Annotated in this window: 16 protein-coding genes; 1 reads left to right on the top strand and 15 read right to left on the bottom strand. The window is 67.7% G+C overall.

Annotated elements, in window-relative coordinates; genetic code table 11:
* Nucleotides 1-71: 71 nt before the first annotated feature.
* The gene (locus C5B91_RS14150; protein WP_008090993.1) at nucleotides 72-2,276 is read right to left on the bottom strand and encodes an ATP-dependent DNA helicase; all 2,205 of its coding nucleotides are present in this window, start codon (nucleotides 2,274-2,276) and stop codon (nucleotides 72-74) included.
* A gap of 147 nt (nucleotides 2,277-2,423) precedes the next feature.
* Here C5B91_RS14150 and C5B91_RS14145 point away from each other — a divergent pair, with 147 nt between their 5' ends.
* Entirely contained in the window at nucleotides 2,424-2,894 is a 471-nt protein-coding gene (locus tag C5B91_RS14145; protein WP_004045043.1) for a DUF6789 family protein, read from the top strand.
* 36 nt (nucleotides 2,895-2,930) lie between these two features.
* Here the strand turns inward: C5B91_RS14145 and argF are convergent, their stop codons facing one another.
* From argF to C5B91_RS14070, 14 genes are all read right to left on the bottom strand, one after another.
* The gene (argF, locus tag C5B91_RS14140; protein WP_115819879.1) at nucleotides 2,931-3,830 is read right to left on the bottom strand and encodes an ornithine carbamoyltransferase; all 900 of its coding nucleotides are present in this window, start codon (nucleotides 3,828-3,830) and stop codon (nucleotides 2,931-2,933) included.
* Nucleotides 3,831-3,893: 63 nt separating this feature from the next.
* Nucleotides 3,894-5,069, bottom strand: a complete 1,176-nt coding sequence (locus C5B91_RS14135) for a [LysW]-lysine hydrolase (protein ID WP_008090999.1) — start codon at nucleotides 5,067-5,069, stop codon at nucleotides 3,894-3,896.
* Nucleotides 5,066-6,202 (bottom strand): aspartate aminotransferase family protein, encoded by a 1,137-nt coding sequence (locus C5B91_RS14130; protein WP_115819878.1) that lies wholly within the window; start codon nucleotides 6,200-6,202, stop codon nucleotides 5,066-5,068. The genes C5B91_RS14135 and C5B91_RS14130 overlap by 4 nt, the downstream gene beginning before the upstream one ends.
* The gene (locus C5B91_RS14125) at nucleotides 6,199-7,131 is read right to left on the bottom strand and encodes an acetylglutamate/acetylaminoadipate kinase (protein WP_008091004.1); all 933 of its coding nucleotides are present in this window, start codon (nucleotides 7,129-7,131) and stop codon (nucleotides 6,199-6,201) included. The genes C5B91_RS14130 and C5B91_RS14125 overlap by 4 nt, the downstream gene beginning before the upstream one ends.
* 54 nt (nucleotides 7,132-7,185) lie before the next feature.
* Nucleotides 7,186-8,229, bottom strand: a complete 1,044-nt coding sequence (gene argC, locus C5B91_RS14120) for an N-acetyl-gamma-glutamyl-phosphate reductase (RefSeq protein ID WP_004973998.1) — start codon at nucleotides 8,227-8,229, stop codon at nucleotides 7,186-7,188.
* Nucleotides 8,226-9,101 (bottom strand): lysine biosynthesis protein LysX, encoded by an 876-nt coding sequence (gene lysX / locus C5B91_RS14115; protein ID WP_008091006.1) that lies wholly within the window; start codon nucleotides 9,099-9,101, stop codon nucleotides 8,226-8,228. Before lysX ends, argC begins: the two co-directional genes overlap by 4 nt.
* Before the next feature lies 1 nt (nucleotide 9,102).
* The gene (lysW, locus tag C5B91_RS14110) at nucleotides 9,103-9,282 is read right to left on the bottom strand and encodes a lysine biosynthesis protein LysW (protein ID WP_004045057.1); all 180 of its coding nucleotides are present in this window, start codon (nucleotides 9,280-9,282) and stop codon (nucleotides 9,103-9,105) included.
* Nucleotides 9,283-9,599: 317 nt separating this feature from the next.
* Nucleotides 9,600-11,066 (bottom strand): argininosuccinate lyase, encoded by a 1,467-nt coding sequence (gene argH, locus C5B91_RS14100; RefSeq protein ID WP_115819876.1) that lies wholly within the window; start codon nucleotides 11,064-11,066, stop codon nucleotides 9,600-9,602.
* Between the two features lies 1 nt (nucleotide 11,067).
* Entirely contained in the window at nucleotides 11,068-12,285 is a 1,218-nt protein-coding gene (locus C5B91_RS14095) for an argininosuccinate synthase (protein ID WP_115819875.1), read from the bottom strand.
* A gap of 484 nt (nucleotides 12,286-12,769) precedes the next feature.
* Nucleotides 12,770-13,984 (bottom strand): cation:proton antiporter, encoded by a 1,215-nt coding sequence (locus tag C5B91_RS14090; protein WP_115819874.1) that lies wholly within the window; start codon nucleotides 13,982-13,984, stop codon nucleotides 12,770-12,772.
* Complete coding sequence (locus C5B91_RS14085; protein ID WP_115819873.1) at nucleotides 13,984-14,469, bottom strand: cation:proton antiporter regulatory subunit; 486 nt, start codon at nucleotides 14,467-14,469, stop codon at nucleotides 13,984-13,986. The genes C5B91_RS14090 and C5B91_RS14085 overlap by 1 nt, the downstream gene beginning before the upstream one ends.
* Nucleotides 14,470-14,542: 73 nt before the next feature.
* Complete coding sequence (locus C5B91_RS14080; RefSeq protein ID WP_115819872.1) at nucleotides 14,543-15,145, bottom strand: dolichol kinase; 603 nt, start codon at nucleotides 15,143-15,145, stop codon at nucleotides 14,543-14,545.
* Nucleotides 15,146-15,151: 6 nt separating this feature from the next.
* Complete coding sequence (glyS, locus tag C5B91_RS14075; RefSeq protein WP_049967925.1) at nucleotides 15,152-16,936, bottom strand: glycine--tRNA ligase; 1,785 nt, start codon at nucleotides 16,934-16,936, stop codon at nucleotides 15,152-15,154.
* Nucleotides 16,929-17,783 (bottom strand): CBS domain-containing protein, encoded by an 855-nt coding sequence (locus tag C5B91_RS14070; RefSeq protein WP_004968794.1) that lies wholly within the window; start codon nucleotides 17,781-17,783, stop codon nucleotides 16,929-16,931. Before C5B91_RS14070 ends, glyS begins: the two co-directional genes overlap by 8 nt.
* Nucleotides 17,784-17,786 lie beyond the last annotated feature (3 nt).

Below are 17,786 nucleotides of genomic sequence, written 5' to 3'. Positions count from 1 at the left end.
CTGTGTTGGTTCGAACAGGTAAGAATTGCACGGCGGTCGCGACCGACGTTTCCGTGCCGACCGCGACCCGCTCAGGGCCGCGGCGGGTCGCCGTCGTAGGCGTCGCGGTCGTTGTAGAAGTTCAGCATCGCGAACTTGAGCTTGTTCGGCGCGATGTCGACCATCTCGGCGCGCTCTTCGACCGGGAACGACCCGCGGACGCCGTACTTGCCCATCGAGGAGCTCTCGCGGGTGTAGCGCTTGTCGGCCAGCACGCGGACGCCGAAGTCGTCGGGCGCGCGGATGACCCGGCCGAGCGCCTGTCTGGTCTTTCGAATCGTCGGAATCTCGACGGCGTAGCGCCAGCCGGCGTCCTTCTTGCCGCGATAGGCGCGGTCGTAGGCGTCCTGTACCGCCTCCAATCGCTCGGAGAGGTGCGGGTAGGGAACGCCGACGACCACGACCGTCCGGGCGTCGTCGCCGTCGAAGCTCACGCCCTCGGCGAGCGTCCCCCAAAGCGAGGTGAGAAGCACCGCGCCGTCCTTGCCGACGAACTCGCGGCGAAGCTCCTCGGCGCGGACGCCCGGCTCGTCCAAGAACAGCTCCGCGTCGACGTCCGGGTTCGCCCGTAGGCGCTCGTGGTAGCGCTCCGCCTCGGCGTACGACGGGAAGAACACGAGCGTGTTGCCCGGCGTGAACGTGGCCGCGTCGGCCAGCATCCCCTCGATGGTCTCCTGCGTGCTCGGCTCGTCGCGCTCGGAGGAGAACAGCGCGGGCAGCGACACCGAAAATGTCCGGCGGTTCTCCTCGGGGTATTCGAGGCCGTAGGCCATCGTGACGGGGTTTTTGAGGCCAAGAGTCCCCTCCGTCACGTCGAACGGGCGGAGCGTCGCCGACATCAGGATGCTCGCGTGGACCTCCTCGAACAGCTCTTTCGTGACCTCTCTCGGGATGCAGGTGTACAGCTCCGCGCGGCCGTAAATCTCGTCGGTGCCGCCGTCGCGCCGGACTGACAGCATCGGATGGCGGCCGAGTTCGCCGCCCATCTCCGTCCAGTCGGCGATGAAGTTCGCCGCCTGTAGCGTCTGGCACTCCTTGCGCGTCGTCGCCTCGCCGTTCTTGTACGCGTCTTCGTACTGCTCGTCCAACTGCTTGCCCAACTGGAGCGCGAGTTCGACTTCCACGTCGATGCCGCGGCCCTCGTAGGACTGCAGGAACTCCATCGTCAGGTCGTCGCGGCGGCCCTGATTGGCGATAGAGAGGTCGTACCAGTTCTCGCCGACCTGCTCGCGCTCGCCGAAGCCGAACGCTTCCTCGTAGCTGTCGCGAAGCGAGTCGAGGAACGTCCCGATGACGTTGCGGGCGCTCTCGGCCCGCGAGTCGTCCTCGTCTTCCAGCTCGTTCATCGCGCTCTCGAGCGTGTTCTCGGTGAGCGCGCGACTCGCGTGGTCGCGGGCCGCGCTCTCGATGTTGTGCGCCTCGTCGAACACCGTAATCACGTCGTCGGGGTCGCGGTCCAACCACCGGAAGAACTGCTCGCGTATCATCGGGTCGAGCAGGTGGTGGTAGTTGCAGACGACGAGGTCGATGCCCTCCATGCCCTCCTTGAGGAGTTCGTAGCCGCAGAGGTTCTGTTTCCCGGCGTACTCGAAAATCTCGTCGGGCGTCCGCACGTCGTCGAACAGCCACTGGAAGAACTCGTCGGTGTTCCGCGCGAGGTTGTTGTAGTAGTGCTCGCAGTAGTTGCCCTCCTTCAACTCCTCTAGCTCGTCGTCGATGCTGTCGAGTTCGTCCGTGACGGCGCTTCGCGCGTCGGCCGCGCCGGACTCGCCTTCGCGCATCCCGTCGAGGAGCGACTGCGCCTGCTCGGAGAGCTCGGCCTTGTCGGACTCCTTTTCGACGATGCTCCGGGTCGTATCGCGGAGGGTCTGGCACTCCTGAAAGCCCACGTCGATGTGGCACATCGAGGACTTCCCGCGGAACACCACCGCGCGGATGGCCTCCTCTCTGGTGATGGCGCGGGCGTCCTCGACGAACTGGCGCATCTGCTGGTGGACGTTCGTCGTGATGACGACCGTCTTGTCGTGCTCGCGGGCGTACGAGAGCGCGGGCACGAGCGCGGAGATGGTCTTCCCGGTCCCGGTCGCCCCTTCGAGGAGGACGTTCCGCTCGTCGTCGAGGGCGTCTGCGATGCCGGACATCGCCGCCTCCTGATTGGGGTACGGCTCGTCGTACGGGAAGAACCGCCACGCTCCGTCCGCGTCGCCGTCGTCGGGTGCGCCGTTGGCGTGGGCCACGGGAGAATCTCGGCCGCCATCCGATTAAAAGGCTCGGAGCCCTCGACACCGCCGGATTCGACAGGTCCGGTATAATGGTACCCCTGCGGTGCGGCGGTGCCGCCCGTCCGAGTGACCGTTATCGTGCCAGACGTTGGCACGCTAACCATGGCCTCTGAAACAGCCACGACACGACTCGAATCGACGACGGCCACCTCTTGGCGCACCGGCGTCGCCGCCGGCTCGCTCGCCGCCGTCGTCATGGGAGCGATGATGGTCGTCCAGATGCGGCCGGTCCTCGAAGTCGCCATTCCCTCGATGTACGGCTTGACGGGCGGGGCCGCCGGCTTCACCATCCACGTCGCCCACGGCGCGATTCTCGGCGTCGCGTTCGCCGGCCTCGTGAGCGCCCTCGACTTCGACCTCGACGGTTCGCTCAGGTCGCTCGGAGCGGGCGTCGGCTACGGTGTCGTCCTCTGGGTCGTCCTCGCCGTCTTGGTCATGCCCGTGTGGCTCGGTGCGGTCGGCTCGCCCGCGAACCCGCCGCTCCCGAACGTGAACGTGACGAGCCTCGTCGGCCACGTCGTCTACGGGGCCGTCCTCGGGGCGTCGTACCCCGCGCTCGACGGCGTCTTCTGAGACGCTGAAAAGAGCGGCGACCGCTGCAGACCCGGACTATTCTTCGAGCAGTTCGACGATGAGCCCTTTCTGGGCGTGCAGGCGGTTCTCCGCCTGGTCCCAGACGAGCGAGCGCTCGCCTTCGAGCACGTCGCCGGTAATCTCCTCGCCGCGGTGGGCCGGCAGACAGTGCATGACCTTCGCGTCGGTGCTCGAAAGCAGGTCCTCGTTGAGTTGGAATCCCTCGAACGCCTGCAGTTTCTCGTGGCGCTGGTCCTCCTGACCCATCGAAATCCAGACGTCGGTGTAGACCACGTCCGCGTCAGCGACGGCCTCCTCGGGGTCGGTCGTAATCGTCGGCGTCGAGCCGAGTTCCGCCGCCTTCTCGAGCACGTCGTCGTCGACGCCGTACGCCGGCGGCGTCGCCACGGTGAGGTCGATGCCGGCCATCGCGCAGCCGAGGACGAACGACTGGCCGACGTTGTTGCCGTCGCCGACCCACGCGGCCTGCACCTCGTCGAAGTCGCCGACGCGCTCGCGGATGGTGAGCAGGTCGGCGAGCGTCTGGCAGGGATGGGCGTCGTCGGTCAGACCGTTGATGACCGGCGCGTCGGAGTGTTCGGCGATTTCGAGCAGGTCCTCGTGGTCGAACAGGCGGACCATGATGGCGTCGCCGTAGCGACCCAGCACGCGCGCGGTGTCCGAAAGCGGCTCGCCGTGGCCGAGCTGGATGTCCTCGGGGCCGAGGAACAGCGCGTGGCCGCCCAGTTCGGTCATCCCCGTCTCGAAGGAGACACGCGTCCGGGTACTCGGCTTCTCGAAGAGCATCGCCAGCGTCGCTCGGGTGAGCTGCGTCTCGTCGTCGCCGGACTTGATGTCGGCGGCGCGGGTGAGGACGCGGTCTAACTCCGATGCGCTGATGTCGTCGATGTCGGTGAAGTGGGTGGTTTCGAGCATTGTGTCGTGTGTCGTGTCTCCGTGTCGGTTCGTCGTCTCGGTCGGTCGTCCTCGCCGCTCGCCTCAGTCGTCCGCGAGGCGCTCGCACACGTCGACGAGCACGTCGATGGCGCTGTCGAACTCGGCGAGGTCGAGGTGTTCGTTCGGGGCGTGGTCGAGGTCCGAGTCGCCGGGACCGTAGGTCGCCATCGGGCAGTCCCACGTGCCGGCGAAGATGTTCATGTCGCTGGTCCCGGTTTTCCGGAGGAGCCGGGGTTTCACGCCGCCGACGTTGCGGATGGCGACGCGGAACGCCCGCGCCACGTCGGTGCGGGGGCTCATCATGACCGGCGGGATGGGCTTGTTCCAGTGGACGCCGCCGCGGGTGAGTTCGCCCTCCGCGACCTCGCGCACGTCGTCGATGGAGAGCCGCGGCGGGACGCGGAACTGCACGTCCACCGTCGCCTCGACCGCGAGGCCGTCGTCGGTCGGGCCGCCGTCGAACGTTACGGGCTTGGTCGTCACCGTGTCGAAGACGCCGTCGCGCTCCTCGTCGAAGAAGTCGGCCACGCGGGACCACCACGCGACCGCGGACTGGATGGCGTTCTCCTCGGGGCGCGAGGAGTGGCCGAGTTCGCTCGTCGCGATGTACGTTCCCGAGAGGAACCCGCGGTAGCCGAGCGTGACGCCGTCCCAGCCCGAGGGCTCGCCGTTGACGACCGCGTCGGGCTCCTCGCGGTCCTCCACGAGGTGCCACGCGCCGCGCGAGGAGGTCTCCTCGCCGACGACGCCGACGAACGAGACGCCCGTCTCGACGGCCGCCGCGGCCATCGAGCAGAGCGGCCCCGTCGCGTCGACGCTGCCGCGACCCCAGAGGACGCCGTCTTCTATCTTCACCGGCACGTCGCCGGGGACGGTGTCGACGTGGGAGGTGAGAAGCACCGCGTCGTCGGCGGGCGCGCGGACGTTGCCGACCTCGTCTATCCAGACCTCGCGGTCGTGCGCCTCGAAGAACGCCTTCAGGACCTCGGCGGCCGCCTCCTCGTCGCCCGACACCGAGGGCGTCGAGACCATGTCGTAGAGGAGGTGGCGCGCGTCGACCCACTCGCCCTCGTCGAGAGCGTCGGTGTCGGCGTCTGCGCCGGAGGTCACGCTGGCGTCGGCTTCGGCGTTGGCTGTCGTCTCCGCCGTCGCCTCCGCTTCTGCTTCTGCCGCCGCTTTCGCCTCCTCGCCGTCCTCGCGGTCGATTTCGGCGTTCATGATAACACGTTCGTCATGGCGTCGACCGCGCGGTCGGCGTGTTCCTCCTCGATGACGAGCGGCGGCAGGAACCGGACGACCGTCCGGCCCGCGGGGAGCGCGAGCAACTGCTCGGACAGCGCGAGGTGTTTCAGCGTGCGGTTCGCGCCGCGTTTGACCTCGACGCCGACCATGAGGCCGTCGCCGCGGACCTCGCGGACCGGCAGGTCGTGTTCCTCGACGGCGGCTTCGAGCTCCGTCGTGAGGTAGTCGCCCACCGCGGCCGCGTGGCCGGGCAGGTCCTCTTCGACGATGGTGTCGAGGGTGGCGTTCGCCGCCGCACAGACTACGGGACCGCCGGAGAACGTCGAGCCGTGAGAGGCCGCGCCGTCCGCAATCCAGTCGGCACAGAGCGTCGCGCCGAGCGGCAGGCCGTTGGCGATGCCCTTCGCGCTCGTGAGGATGTCGGGGACGACGCCGGCGTTCTCGCAGGCCCACAGCGCCCCGGTGCGACCGATACCGGTCTGAATCTCGTCGAAGACGAGCGCCGCGCCGGCGTCGTCGGTCAGGTCGCGGGCGGTCTGGAGGTACTCCGCCGCGGCGGGGTTGATGCCGCCTTCGCCCTGAATCGGCTCCAAGAAGACCGCGGCCGTTTCGTCGTCGATGGCCTCGGCGAGTTCCTCCTCGTCGCCGTAGCTGACGAACTCGACGCCGCCGGCGACCGGCTCGTAGGGCTTCTTGTACTTCTGTTTCCACGTGAGCGCGAGGCTCCCGAGGGTGCGGCCGTGGAAGGCGCGCTTCGTGGCGATAATCTTCTGGCGGCCGGTCGCCGAGCGGGCGAACTTCATCGCCGCCTCGTTGGCCTCCGTGCCGGAGTTACAGAGCCAGACGTTCGAGATACCGCCGGGCGCGAGCGTCGCCAGCTTCTCGTAGAGTTCCGTGCGGACCTCGACGGGGTACGACGCCTGCACGTAGGTCAGCTTCGCGGCCTGCTCTTGAATCGCCGAGGTGACCGCGGGGTGGGAGTGGCCGAGCGCCGCGACGGCGTAGCTCGCGCCGAAGTCGAGGTACTCGGTGCCGTCGTCGGAGTAGAGATACGGCCCCTCGCCGGACTCGATGGCGATGGGTTTCTCGTTGAAGACGAAGCCGCTCATTGTTCGGCCTCCTCAGCTTCGACCAGCGCGCCGGGCGTCACGTGCGTGCCGCCGTCGTTGAGCGCCGTCACGATGGGGTCGTTCAGGTTCGCGTCGGAGACGATGACCTCGGCGGCCCCGCCGTCGAGCGCCTCCTTCGCGGCCATGACCTTCTTCGTCATGAACCCCTCGGCGGCCGATTCGAGCGCCGAGAACTCCTCGGGCGTGTCGGCCGTCTCGATGAGCGTTGACTCGTCGTCGGGGTCGGCGTAGACGCCTTTCACGTCGGTGAGGACGACGAGTTTCGCGCCGAGCGCGCCCGCGACCGCAGCGGCGGCGCGGTCGGCGTCGGCGTTGACCGGCACGCCGTCGTCGGCGAGCATCGGAACGGTCACGACGGGCGTGTAGCCACCGTCGAGGAGGGTTTCGAGGAGCGTCGCGTTCACCGAGGTGATCTTCCCGGAGTGGTCGCCGCGTTTGATTTTCTTCTTGCCGTCTTCGATGACCCGGACGGCCGACTTGCGCGGGCCGGTCAGGAGGCCGCCGTCGACGCCCGAGAGGCCGAGCGCATCGACGCCGGCCTCGCGGAACAGCGCGGTCAGGTCCGTGTTGAGCTTGCCGGGCATCACCATCGAGAAGACCTCCATGGTGCGCTCGTCGGTGAAGCGGCCGGAGACGCCCGAGGGCGACTCGACGTACGTCGGCTCCTCGCCGAGTTCTTCGAGCGTCTCGTCGACGGCGGTCGAGCCGCCGTGGACGACGACCACGTCGGTGCCGTTGGCGACGAGGTGGGCCACGTCGGAGACGGCTCCCTTCGGGTCGACGGCCTTCGCGCCGCCGATTTTGACGACGACCGGCGGCTCGGAACCGCCATCCGTGAGTAGGTTCGCTTCGTTGTCGACGAGCTGTTCGTGTGCCGCGAGCAGTTCCTCGCGTGTGTATCCTGTCATAGTCGAAATGGTGCGTAAATCGTGGGTCGGAGCGAGCGTTCGGGGGCGGTGCGGTCAGGGCGAGCCGATGGGGTGGAAGCCGGTGAAGTCGAGTCCGGCGGTCTCCTCCAGCCCGAGCGCGATGTTGGCGGCGTGGACCGCCTGCCCCGCGGAGCCTTTCATCATGTTGTCGATGGCCGAGAAGACGACGAGTCGTCGGTTTCCGGGGTCGATTTCGAAGCCGACCTCGCCGAAGTTCGTCCCGGCGACCGACTTCGGTTCCGGGTAGCGGTAGACGCCGCCGCCGCCGGCGACGGTGCGCATGAACGGTTCGTCGCCGTAGGAGCCGCGGAACGCTTTCCACATGTCGCCCTTCGAGACGGGGCCGTCGGGGAAGACGTGACAGGTCGCCGCCGCGCCGCGGACCATGTCGACCGCGTGGACGGTAAACGAGACCGAGAGGCCGAGGTACTCCTCGATTTCGGCCTCGTGGCGATGGCCGGTCGGCGCGTAGGGGCGGACGATGCCCGAGCGCTCGGCGTGCGACGACGCCTTGCTCGCGCCCGCGCCGCCCTCCGACGAGCCGACTTTCACGTCCACGACGACCTGCTCGTCGCCGGAGAGGATGCCGGCGTCGAAAAGCGGCTTGAGGCCGAGAATCGTCGCAGTCGCGTTACAGCCGCCCGCGGCGATGAGGTCCGCGCCGGGGAGGTTCTCGCGGTTCAGTTCGGGGAGCGCGTACTCCGACTGTTCGAGGTATTCGGGGCAGACGTGGCCGTCGTACCACTCGTCGTACTGCGCCGCCTCGGAGAGACGGAAGTCCGCAGAGAGGTCGACGACGGTGTCCGCCGCGTCCTGAAAGGCGTCGATGTGCTCCATCGAGACGCCGTGGGGCGTCGCCGTGAACAGCACGTCGACTGATTCGAGGTCCTCGGGCGAGGTGAAACGGAGGTCGAGGTGACGAAGGTTCGGGTGGACGTGACCGACGGTCTTGCGCTCGTAGGAGCGGCTCGTCGCCTGTTCGACGTCGAAGTTCGGGTGGCCGTCGAGCAGGCGGAGCAGTTCGCCGCCGGTGAAGCCGGAGCCGCCGACGACGCCCGCGGTGAGCTGTTCGCTCACGCCGAGACCTCCGCCAGCGACTGCTCGCCGTCGGCCTTCGCTTCGAGCCAGTCGACGACCGTCGCGGGAACGTCCGCCTCGACGGCGTCGTTGAGCGCCTTGAACTCGACGGTGTGGTTGACCTCGTGGACGGTGTAGTCGTCTCCGGTCTCCATGAGGTCGACGCCGAGGAGGCCGCCGCCGACCGCGTCGGACGCCTGCTTGACGAGTTCCTTCGCGCGGTCGTCGAGTTCGAACTCGTCGACGCTCGCGCCCTTCGCGGCGTTCGTGAGCCAGTGGTCCGACGAGCGGACCATCGCGGCCACGGGTTCGCCGTCGGTGGCGAGCACGCGGATGTCGCGGCCCGGCTTCTCGACGAACTCCTGGATGTAGAACACCTTGTGCTCGTAGTTCCCGAGCGTCGACTTGTGTTCGAGGATGGCCTCGGCGGCCGCCTCGGAGTCGATTTTCGCCATCAGGCGACCCCACGAGCCGACGACCGGCTTGAGGACGCAGGGGTAGCCGAACTCCTCGACGATTTCCATGGCCGAGTCGACCGTGAAGGCCACTTTCGTGTTCGGCGTGGGGACGCCCGCGTCAGCGAGCGCGAGGCTGTTTTTCGCCTTGTCGGCGCAGATGTCGGCGGTCTCGTGGGAGTTGACGACCGGGATTCCGTACGACTGCAGGAAGCGCGTGATGTAGATGCTCCTGCTCGTCGCCAGACAGCGGTCGACCACCACGTCGAGTCCGTCGAACGATTCCGGCGGCTCCGTGAGGTCGAACTGCTCTTTCCGAACGTCTATCTTCGTCACCTCGTGGCCGCGGTCGCGAAGCTCGTTGAGCAGGAGCTTCTCGTCGCGGCGAATCCGGGAATAGAGCAGTCCAACGTGCAATTTACTCTCCCCAGTCCTCTTCGAGTTCGGGCGCTTCTTCGAGTGTCACGGGGTCGAGGGAGACGACCTCAAGCTCTGCGCCCGTGGCGGGGCTGTCGATGATTTCGCCGACTTCGACGTCGGCAGGCAGCTCGATTTCCTCTCCACTCAGCGGGTCTTCCGCGGTGATGGTGTCGCTCATTACATCCGTGGCTGGTCGACGGACGGTATTAAAGCCGTCGAAAATTACACGGAGAAAATAAACGCAAAGAAGTCTCTAGCGGGTGTTATCTGTCGAATCGGCCGACAATACGGGTCAGCCGAACGACGCGTCGAGCTTGGGTGCCACGCTCACTCGACGCCGGAGACGGGACCGGTCGTCGGACCGGTCGACCCGTCCCCCGCGTCGGGCGTGGTCGTCGTCGGGGTTCCGGTCGGGGTCGCCGGAGCCCGGCCGGTCGTCGCGGCGCGGTCGCTCGCGGTCGTCGGAGCAGACCGGCGGGCGTCGCGTCGGTGAACTCAGACATAGCTCGAGACCTCCTCTTCGAGACCCTCGGCCGCCGCGGCGAGCGAGTCGCGCGCGTCGGCGACGGCGGCGTCGTCGTCCGAGAGCTCGTCGCGGGCCGTCGAGAGCGTCGCCTCCACGGCGGCGGGTGCGGGCCCGCCGACCGAATCGCGACTCGCCACGCTCTCGGTCGGGTCGAGCGCGGCTTCGACGGCCTCGGCTGTCACGTGCGTAAAGAGTGACTCACCTAATACGTCCGTAGCGACGGCGTCAAGTGTTGCCACGTCGGGCGTTCCCTCGGAGCGGGCGGCCGCCTCCGCGACGACCTCGTGGGCCGTACGGAACGGCAGGCCGGCCATCGCCAGCAGGTCCGCCACGCCGGTCGCGGTCGAAAAGCCGTCGCCCGCGGCCGCGGCGAGTTCGTCCTCGGGCCACGTCGCCGACCCGACCGCGCCGGCGGCGACCGCGGCCGCCTCGGCCACGTCGTCGACGGTGCGGAACGCGTGTTTGTGGGCGCGCTGTAGGTCGCGGTTGTACGCGCGCGGGAGTCCCTTCAGCGTCGTCAGGAGGCCGGTGAGTTCCCCGACGGCGTCGCCCGCGACGGCGCGGACGAGTTCCATCGTGTCGGGGTTCTTCTTCTGCGGCATGATAGAGGAGGTCGACGAGTAGTCGTCCGACAGCTCGACGAGGCCCTTGTTCGAGAATATCACGAGGTCCTCGGCGAGGCCGGAGAGCGTGACCGCGTGGGTCGTGAGCGCCGACAGCGTCTCCGCGAGGAAGTCGCGGGTCGCCGAGGCGTCCATCGAGTTCTCCATCACGCGGTCGAAGCCGAGCAGGTCGGACACGAGTTCGCGGTTCACGTCGAAGGGCGTGCCCGCGAACGCCGCCGACCCGAGCGGCGACTGGTTGATGCGCTCGTACGCGCACATGAGGCGGGCGCAGTCGCGGGCGACCGCCCGTTCGTACGAGAGAAGGAAGTGCGCGACCGTCGTCGGTTGCGCGGGTTGGAGGTGCGTGTAGCCGGGCATCACCGTCTCGGTGTGTGCCGCGGCCGTCTCGAGTAACGACTCGCGCAGAGCGAGCGCGGCGTCGAGGGCCGAAAGCACGTCCTCGCGCAGACGGTAGCGGATGCAGGTCGCCACCTCGTCGTTGCGCGAGCGGGCGGTGTGCATCTTCCCGCCGTCGGGGCCGACGATGTCGATGACGGCGGCCTCGATGGCCTCGTGAACGTCTTCGCCGCCCGAAAGCGCGTCGTGGCCCGCGGCCTCGACCTCGTCCAGCGCGGCGAGAATCTCGCTCGCGACCTCGGACTCGATGATGTCCTGCGACGCGAGCATCACGACGTGCGCCCGGTCGACGGCGAGGTCGGCCTCGAAGATGCGTTCGTCGGCCGCGAGGCTCGACATGAACCCGCGGGCGGGGCCGCCGCTGAAGCGGTCCCGGCGGATGACGCCCTCGGAGTCGCCGTCCTCGCCTGCCATCTTACTCGTCGCTACCGCCGTCTGCTGCCAGTTCGGGCTTTTCCTTCTTCGCGTTCTGGTTGGCGAGGCGCGCCTGGAAGCCGTGGTACTTGGCGACGCCCGTCGCGTCGGCCTGTTCGATGCCGTCGACCGTCTCCGTGTTGAAGGAGGCGGCGGACTCGGAGTACGCGGCGTACTCGGATTTGCGACCGACCGGGCGGGCCTGCCCGCCCTCGAACTTGATGGTCACGGTGCCCGTGACGCGCTCTTGGGTCTTCTCGAGGAAGGCGTTCAGCGCGCCCACGAGCGGGGCGTCGATGAGGCCCTCGTAGGCCTTCTGGGACCACTCGTTGTCCACGGTGGCCTTGAAGTCGCGTTCCTCCTTCGTGAGGACGAGCCCTTCGAGCGCCTCGTGGGCGTTCAGGAGCGTCGTCGCGGCCGGGTGCTCGTAGTTCTCGCGCACCTTGAGGCCGAGCATGCGGTCTTCCATCATGTCGGTGCGGCCGACGCCGTGCTTGCCGGCCTTCTCGTTGAGGAACGAGATGAGTTCGAGGGGCTCCATCTCCTCGTCGTCGACGGCGACCGGGTAGCCGTCTTCGAACGCGATTTCGATGAGTTCCGTCTCGTCGGACGGCTGGTCGGTCCACTCGTAGATGTCCTCCGGCGGGACGTAGCCGGGGTCTTCGAGGTTGCCGCCCTCGATGGAACGGCTCCAGAGGTTCGTGTCGATGGACCAGACGCCCTCGTTGCCGCCCTGCACCGGGAGGTCCTTCTCGGCGGCGTACTCGATTTCCCACTCGCGGGTCATGCCCATCTCGCGGACGGGTGCGATGACTTCGAGGTCGGAGGCGCGCCAGACCGCTTCGAAGCGAAGCTGGTCGTTGCCCTTGCCCGTACAGCCGTGGGCGATGCCGTCACAGTCCTTCTCCTCCGCGAGTCCGAGGATGGCCTTGGCGATGACCGGACGCGCGAGCGCGGTGCCGAGCGGATAGCCCTGATAGTCCGCGTTGGCGCACACCGAGTCGAGACAGAGCTGTGCGAACTCCTGTTTCGCGTCGACGACGTAGTGTTCCAGCCCGAGGGCCTCGGCCGTCTCGTAGGCCTCCTCGAACTCCTCTTCCGGCTGGCCGACGTCGACGGTGACGCCGACGACTTCGTCGTATCCGTACTCCTCTTCGAGAATCGGGACGCAGACTGTTGTGTCGAGTCCGCCCGAGAACGCGAGTGCGACTTTCTTCATGTACTCGTCTGTGGCGGGGACATACAGATAAATTCTTTGCATTCAATTTCTGAAATTAAGTGGTAGAGATGCCTATAGGCACGAAAATAGGTGATTAGCGATTCCGACGTGTCCCGAAGGAGATGATGATTGTGGCCCTAAAGGGCCCGTCGTCGGGGTCGGACAGCCGCGGCTCGCAGCGGGGCAAAAGTGGCGAAGGTGCTGCGAGTCGCCATGGTTGCGAAACGCTACGACGTCTTCCCTATTAAACGCTTCCGGCGACGCAAACGTTTCCTCAGTCGAGCAACTCCCCGGCGAGTTCGACCAGTAGTTCGTTGTCGACGAGCGCGACCACGAGCGCGATAATCGCGAGCACGACGACTGCGATGATGAGCCACTCGATAAGGGTCATAGCACCCGCAACGTGACGACTCCTCGGATAAGTGTTCTGTGGCCGTTCGGGTCGGTCGGCGTCGACGGCTCGAAAACGCCGCGCCGGGGCGAATCAGGCGCTCTCGGTCGAGGCATCTCCGTCCGCCGCGCCGCCGCGGAACACGAGTCGCTCCACGAGGTCCGACCGCTGCATCAGCACCGTCCCGAGCGCGCTCATGACGAAGACGTAGCCGACCGCGAACGCCGGGATGATTTCGCGCATCACCGGCGTCGTCCCCGCGGCGGCCAGCGCCGCGATGACAAGCGAGAACTCGCCGCGCGGCACCAGCCCGACGCCGACCCGGAGCGACCGGTGTGCGGAGAGGTCGTACGCCCGACCGCCGAAATAGCCCGAGAGAATCTTCGACGGCGTCGACACGACGACCGCGATGGCGAGCGGGACGGCCGCCGCCGCCAACAGCGTCGGGTCGGTGCCGAGGCCAATCCAGAAGAAGAACACCGCGGCGAACACGTCGCGGACCGAGACGAGCAGGTGTTCGAGTCGCTCCCGGTGGCCGCTCGTCGAAAAGCCCATCCCGACGAAGAACGCCGCGACGGCCTCGCTCACCCCGAGCGCGAGCGCCGCACCCGAGATGGGAACGACGACCGCGAGCGCCCGCAGGACGAACGCCTCCTCGTTCTCCACGTCGAGGACGCGGGCGAAAAGCACCGTCCCGTACTGGACGGCCACGAACAGGAGGCCGAGGAAGCCGAAGGCGATGGCGAGCGAGCGACCGATGGCCGCGACGCCGCCGTCGCCGCCGAGCACGAGCGAGGTGACGACCGCGAGGTAGACCGCGATGGCGAGGTCCTCGAAGACGAGCGTCCCCAGAATCGGCTCCGACTCGGGGTCCGCAATCCATCCGAGGTCGATGAGCGTCTTCGTCACGATGGCCGACGACGAAATGTAGACGATGCCGCCGAGCAGCAGCGCCTCCACCGGCGACCACCCGAGGACGAGACCGATGGCGATGCCGATTGGCAGGTTCACCGCGAGGTCGATGACGCCCGCGCGGCCGATTTTCGCCCCCGACGACCGGAGTCGGTCGAGGCTGAACTCCAACCCGAGGAAAAACAGGAGGAGGACGATACCGAGTTCTGCCAGAATCGCCACCACTTCGCCGTTCGGGACGTACGGGAGGCCGAACCGCCCGGCGACGTACGGTCCGGCGACGACGCCGCCGACGACGTAGAGGGGAATCACCGACAGGCCGAGGCGGAGCGCGACTGCTCCGACGACCGCGAGGACTGCGAACAGGTAGCCGAATTCGAGCAGCGCCGCCGCCATCAGGTCCCTTTGACGAGCGCTGTGAAGTCGCGGCAGGCCGCCTTCGGACCGATGACGACCAGCGTGTCGCCGGCTTCGACCACCGCGTCGCCGCCGGGCGACGTGATGACCTCGTCGCCGCGCTCGATGGCGATGACGGACGCGCCGGTCGCCTGCCGGAGGTCGGACTCACCGAGGGTCTTGCCCGCTACCTCGGAACCAGCACCGACTTCCACCCACTCGATGAGCGTGTCCCCGCCAAGAAGCGTCTCGATGTTCTCCGTCTGGATCGGCTGGAAGTACGCGCCTTCGAGGAGCGTCCCCACCTGCCGGGCGAGTTTGTCGGTGAGCTCGAACAGCTTCTCGGAGTCGCTGTCGGCGTTCGGACGCCGGAACACCTCCCGTTTGCCGGTGTTGTGCGTCACGATAACGAGTCGGGAGCCGTCGCCGAGTTCTACCTCGTGTTTCTTCCCGACGCCCGGAAGGTCGCTCTCGTAGACAGTCATGACTGTCCGGTTCGTCGCCGACCGAAATAAAATCGCATCACGGACCGACGCCCGAACGCCGACCGCGTTCCGCTCAGGCGAGCAGCCAGAGCGTCACCGCGATGGCGGTACAGGCGACCGGCGGAATCGAGAGGTTGTCGTCGATGACGTAGCCGGCGACGACCGGCTTCGCGCCGTCGGCCAGCGTCGCCCCCGCGGCTCCGGCGGCCGCGGCGAGGCCGCCGACGACGAGTCCCGAGACGGGAATCACGAACGGGGCGGCGAGGACGAAACAGACCGCGAACATCGCCGCGAGCGTCCGCGCCGACTTCAGTTCGCCGACCGGGGCGGAGCCGAGGAGGCCACTTATCGGGTCGCCGATGGTGAGCATGAACATCCCCGGAACCGCGACGTGCGGGTCGAACACCAACGCGACGGCGGTCTGGCTGTAGACGTACAGCGCGTAGCCGGCGACGTTGTCCTGTTCGTACTCGCGGGTGAGTTCGTCGTAGACGACCCATTCGAGGCCGCCGAACAGTCGAAGCAGTTCGAGGACGCTGACGACCGCCGCGAGGAAGACGAACAGATACCCGAGGGTACGCCACTCGACCAGCCCGAGGAGGTACAAAAGCGGCATCCCCGAGCCGCTCGCGTGGACCAGTCGCCGTTTCACCTCGGCGGTGCTCGGTCGCCCCACGGCGGGTTACGCCTCGACGACCTCGTTCTCGTCGAGCACGTCGTCGAACGAGGCGGTGCCGGCGCGCAGGCCGACGAGCGTTCCGACGAGGTCGTCGACGGGCAGTCGGACTTGCTTTCCGCTGTCGCGCTCGCGGATGGTGACGGTGTTCGCGCCGTCGCCTTCGAGCCCGTCGCGGTCGATGGTGATGCAGAACGGCGTGCCCACCTCGTCCTGTCGGCGGTAGCGCCGACCGATGCTACCCGAGTCGTCGTAGACGACCGCGAAGCCGGCCGCGCGGAGTTCGGCGGCCACGTCGTCGGCGAGGTCGACCAGTTCGTCGACGTTGCTCACGAGCGGGAAGACGCCGACGTTCGTCGGCGCGACCGACGGCGAAAGCGAGAGGTAGCTCCGCGCCTCGCCGTCGACCTCGTCGGTCTCGTACGCGTGCGCGAGGAGCGTGTACACCGTGCGGTCGATACCGAACGAGGGCTCGACCACGTGCGGGGTGATGTGCTCGCCCGCCTCGGTCTGCGTCTCGACCGAGAAGTTCGCCACGTCGGTGTCGACGGTGATTTCCTCGCCGTCGATGTCGAGGGTCACCTCGTCGGCGTCGAAGGCGTCGGGGTCGCGCTCGGCGAGCGTCTCCAGCGCCTCGGCCACGTCGGCGGCCTGCGCGCCGAACTCGGGCCCGAGCGTCGCCATGTCGGGGTCGACGACGGCGCGCTCGACCGTCTTCGGCTCGTCGTACTGCTGGAAGACGGTGAAGTCGTCGTCGCCGTACTCGCCGTGCTTCGAGAGGTCGTAGTCGCTGCGGTACGAGAAGCCCGCGATTTCTATCCAGTCGCCGTCGACCTCGCTCTCGGCGTCCCAGCAGTCCGAGGAGTAGTGGGCGCGCTCGCCCGCGAGGTGCTGGCGGAAGCGGAAGCGGTCCATGTCGACGCCGACCGTCTCGTACCACTCCTGGGCGATGCCGAGGAAGTAGCCGAGCCACGCGTTGCCGATGACGCCGTCTTCGACGGCCTCGCCGATGGTCGTCTCGACGTAGTCGCCGTCGTCGGCCTCCTGCTCGGTCGCGGGGTACAGAAGCACCTCCACGTCCTCGACCGCAGAGAGGTCGGCCTCGTCGCGCTCGGGGTCGATGAAGTGCTCCAGTTCGGCCTGCGTGAACTCGCGGGTGCGGACGATGCTCTTCCGCGGCGAAATCTCGTTGCGGTAGGCGCGGCCGACCTGCGTCACGCCGAACGGGAGGCTATTGCGCGCGTACTCCTTGATGCGCGGGAACTCCACGAAGATGCCCTGCGCCGTCTCGGGGCGGAGGTAGCCGGGCGTCGAGGAGCCGGGTCCGATGTTCGTCTCGAACATGAGGTTGAAGTCCTCGACCGACTGGCCGGCGAGGTCCGCGCCGCAGGTCGGACAGACGAGGCCGAGGTCGGCGATTTTCTCCGCCGCCTCCTCGGGCGACAGTGTCTCCGCGTCCTCCAGTTCGGAGTTGTCCTCGATGAGGTGGTCCGCGCGGTGGGACTCGCCGCACTCGGCGCACTCGACGAGCATGTCGTCGAAGCCGTCGAGGTGGCCCGACGCCTCGAAGACGGGCTCGGGCATGATGGTCGGCGCTTCGATTTCGAGGTTGCCCTCCTGGACGGCGAAGCGCTCGCGCCACGCCTCTTCGACGTTGGACTTCAGGGCCGCGCCCTGCGGGCCGTAGGTGTAGAACCCGCCGACGCCGCCGTAGGCCTCCGAGGAGCCGAAGAAAAAGCCGCGTCGCTTGGCGAGTTCGGTGAGCGCTGCGGACTCGTCGCCCTCACTCATACAGCGCCTCCAGCAGGTTGATGTCGCGGACGATGCCGATGAGTTCGTCGCCGGAGACGAGCGGAATCTGCTCGATGTCCTCGCGAATCATCGTCTGGGCGGCGTCCTTGGCGGTGGCGCGCGTCGGGACGCTCACGAGGTCGTCGGTCATGAACTTCGAGACCGGCTCGGCCGGAATCTCGACGTTCCGGGTCGGGATGTAACGGTTGCCGACCGCCTTGATTCCCTCCCACATCCACTCGTCGTCCTGGTTTGCGACCGAGTCGCCGGTGCCGGCCTCGCCTTCGACGACGCGGGCGACCTCGATGATGTCGACTTCGGTCACGATGCCGGCCAGCGAGGCCTCGTCGTCGAGGACGACCGCGTAGGGAACGTTCGCGTAGAATATCTCGCGCTCGACGATGTGCAGAGGGACGTCGACGTACGTCGTGTTCACGTCGCGGGCGGCGAGGTCGCCGACCTCGGTCTCGCCGTCGATGTCGCCGCGGGCGATGGCCCGGACCACGTCGGTGACGGTGAGGATGCCCTCGATGGCGTCGCCGTCGACGACGGGGATTCGGCGCGCGCCCTCCGAGACCATCGTCGCGGCCACCGCTTCGAGGTCGTCGTCGGCGCTCGCGGTCGGCACCTCGCGGACGAGCACCGCCAGCTGGTCCTCGTCGGGGTGTTCGATGAGGTCCTCTCGAGAGATGAGCCCTCGGTACTTCGTCCCCTCGTCGGTCTCTTTCACCACAGGAACAGAAGAGAACCCACGCTCTTGGAGGTATTCCAGAACGTCGTCGCGGGTGCCCGGCAGGGACACCGTCACGACCTCCTCACCGCGGGTCATCGCGTCGGCTACTTTCATACA

The organism is Haloferax sp. Atlit-10N, assembly GCF_003586325.1.
In the GTDB taxonomy this organism is placed as follows: Archaea; Halobacteriota; Halobacteria; order Halobacteriales; family Haloferacaceae; genus Haloferax; species Haloferax prahovense.
The sequence above is the reverse complement of the archived record's forward strand: the minus strand, read 5'-3'. Positions and strand labels throughout refer to the sequence as shown.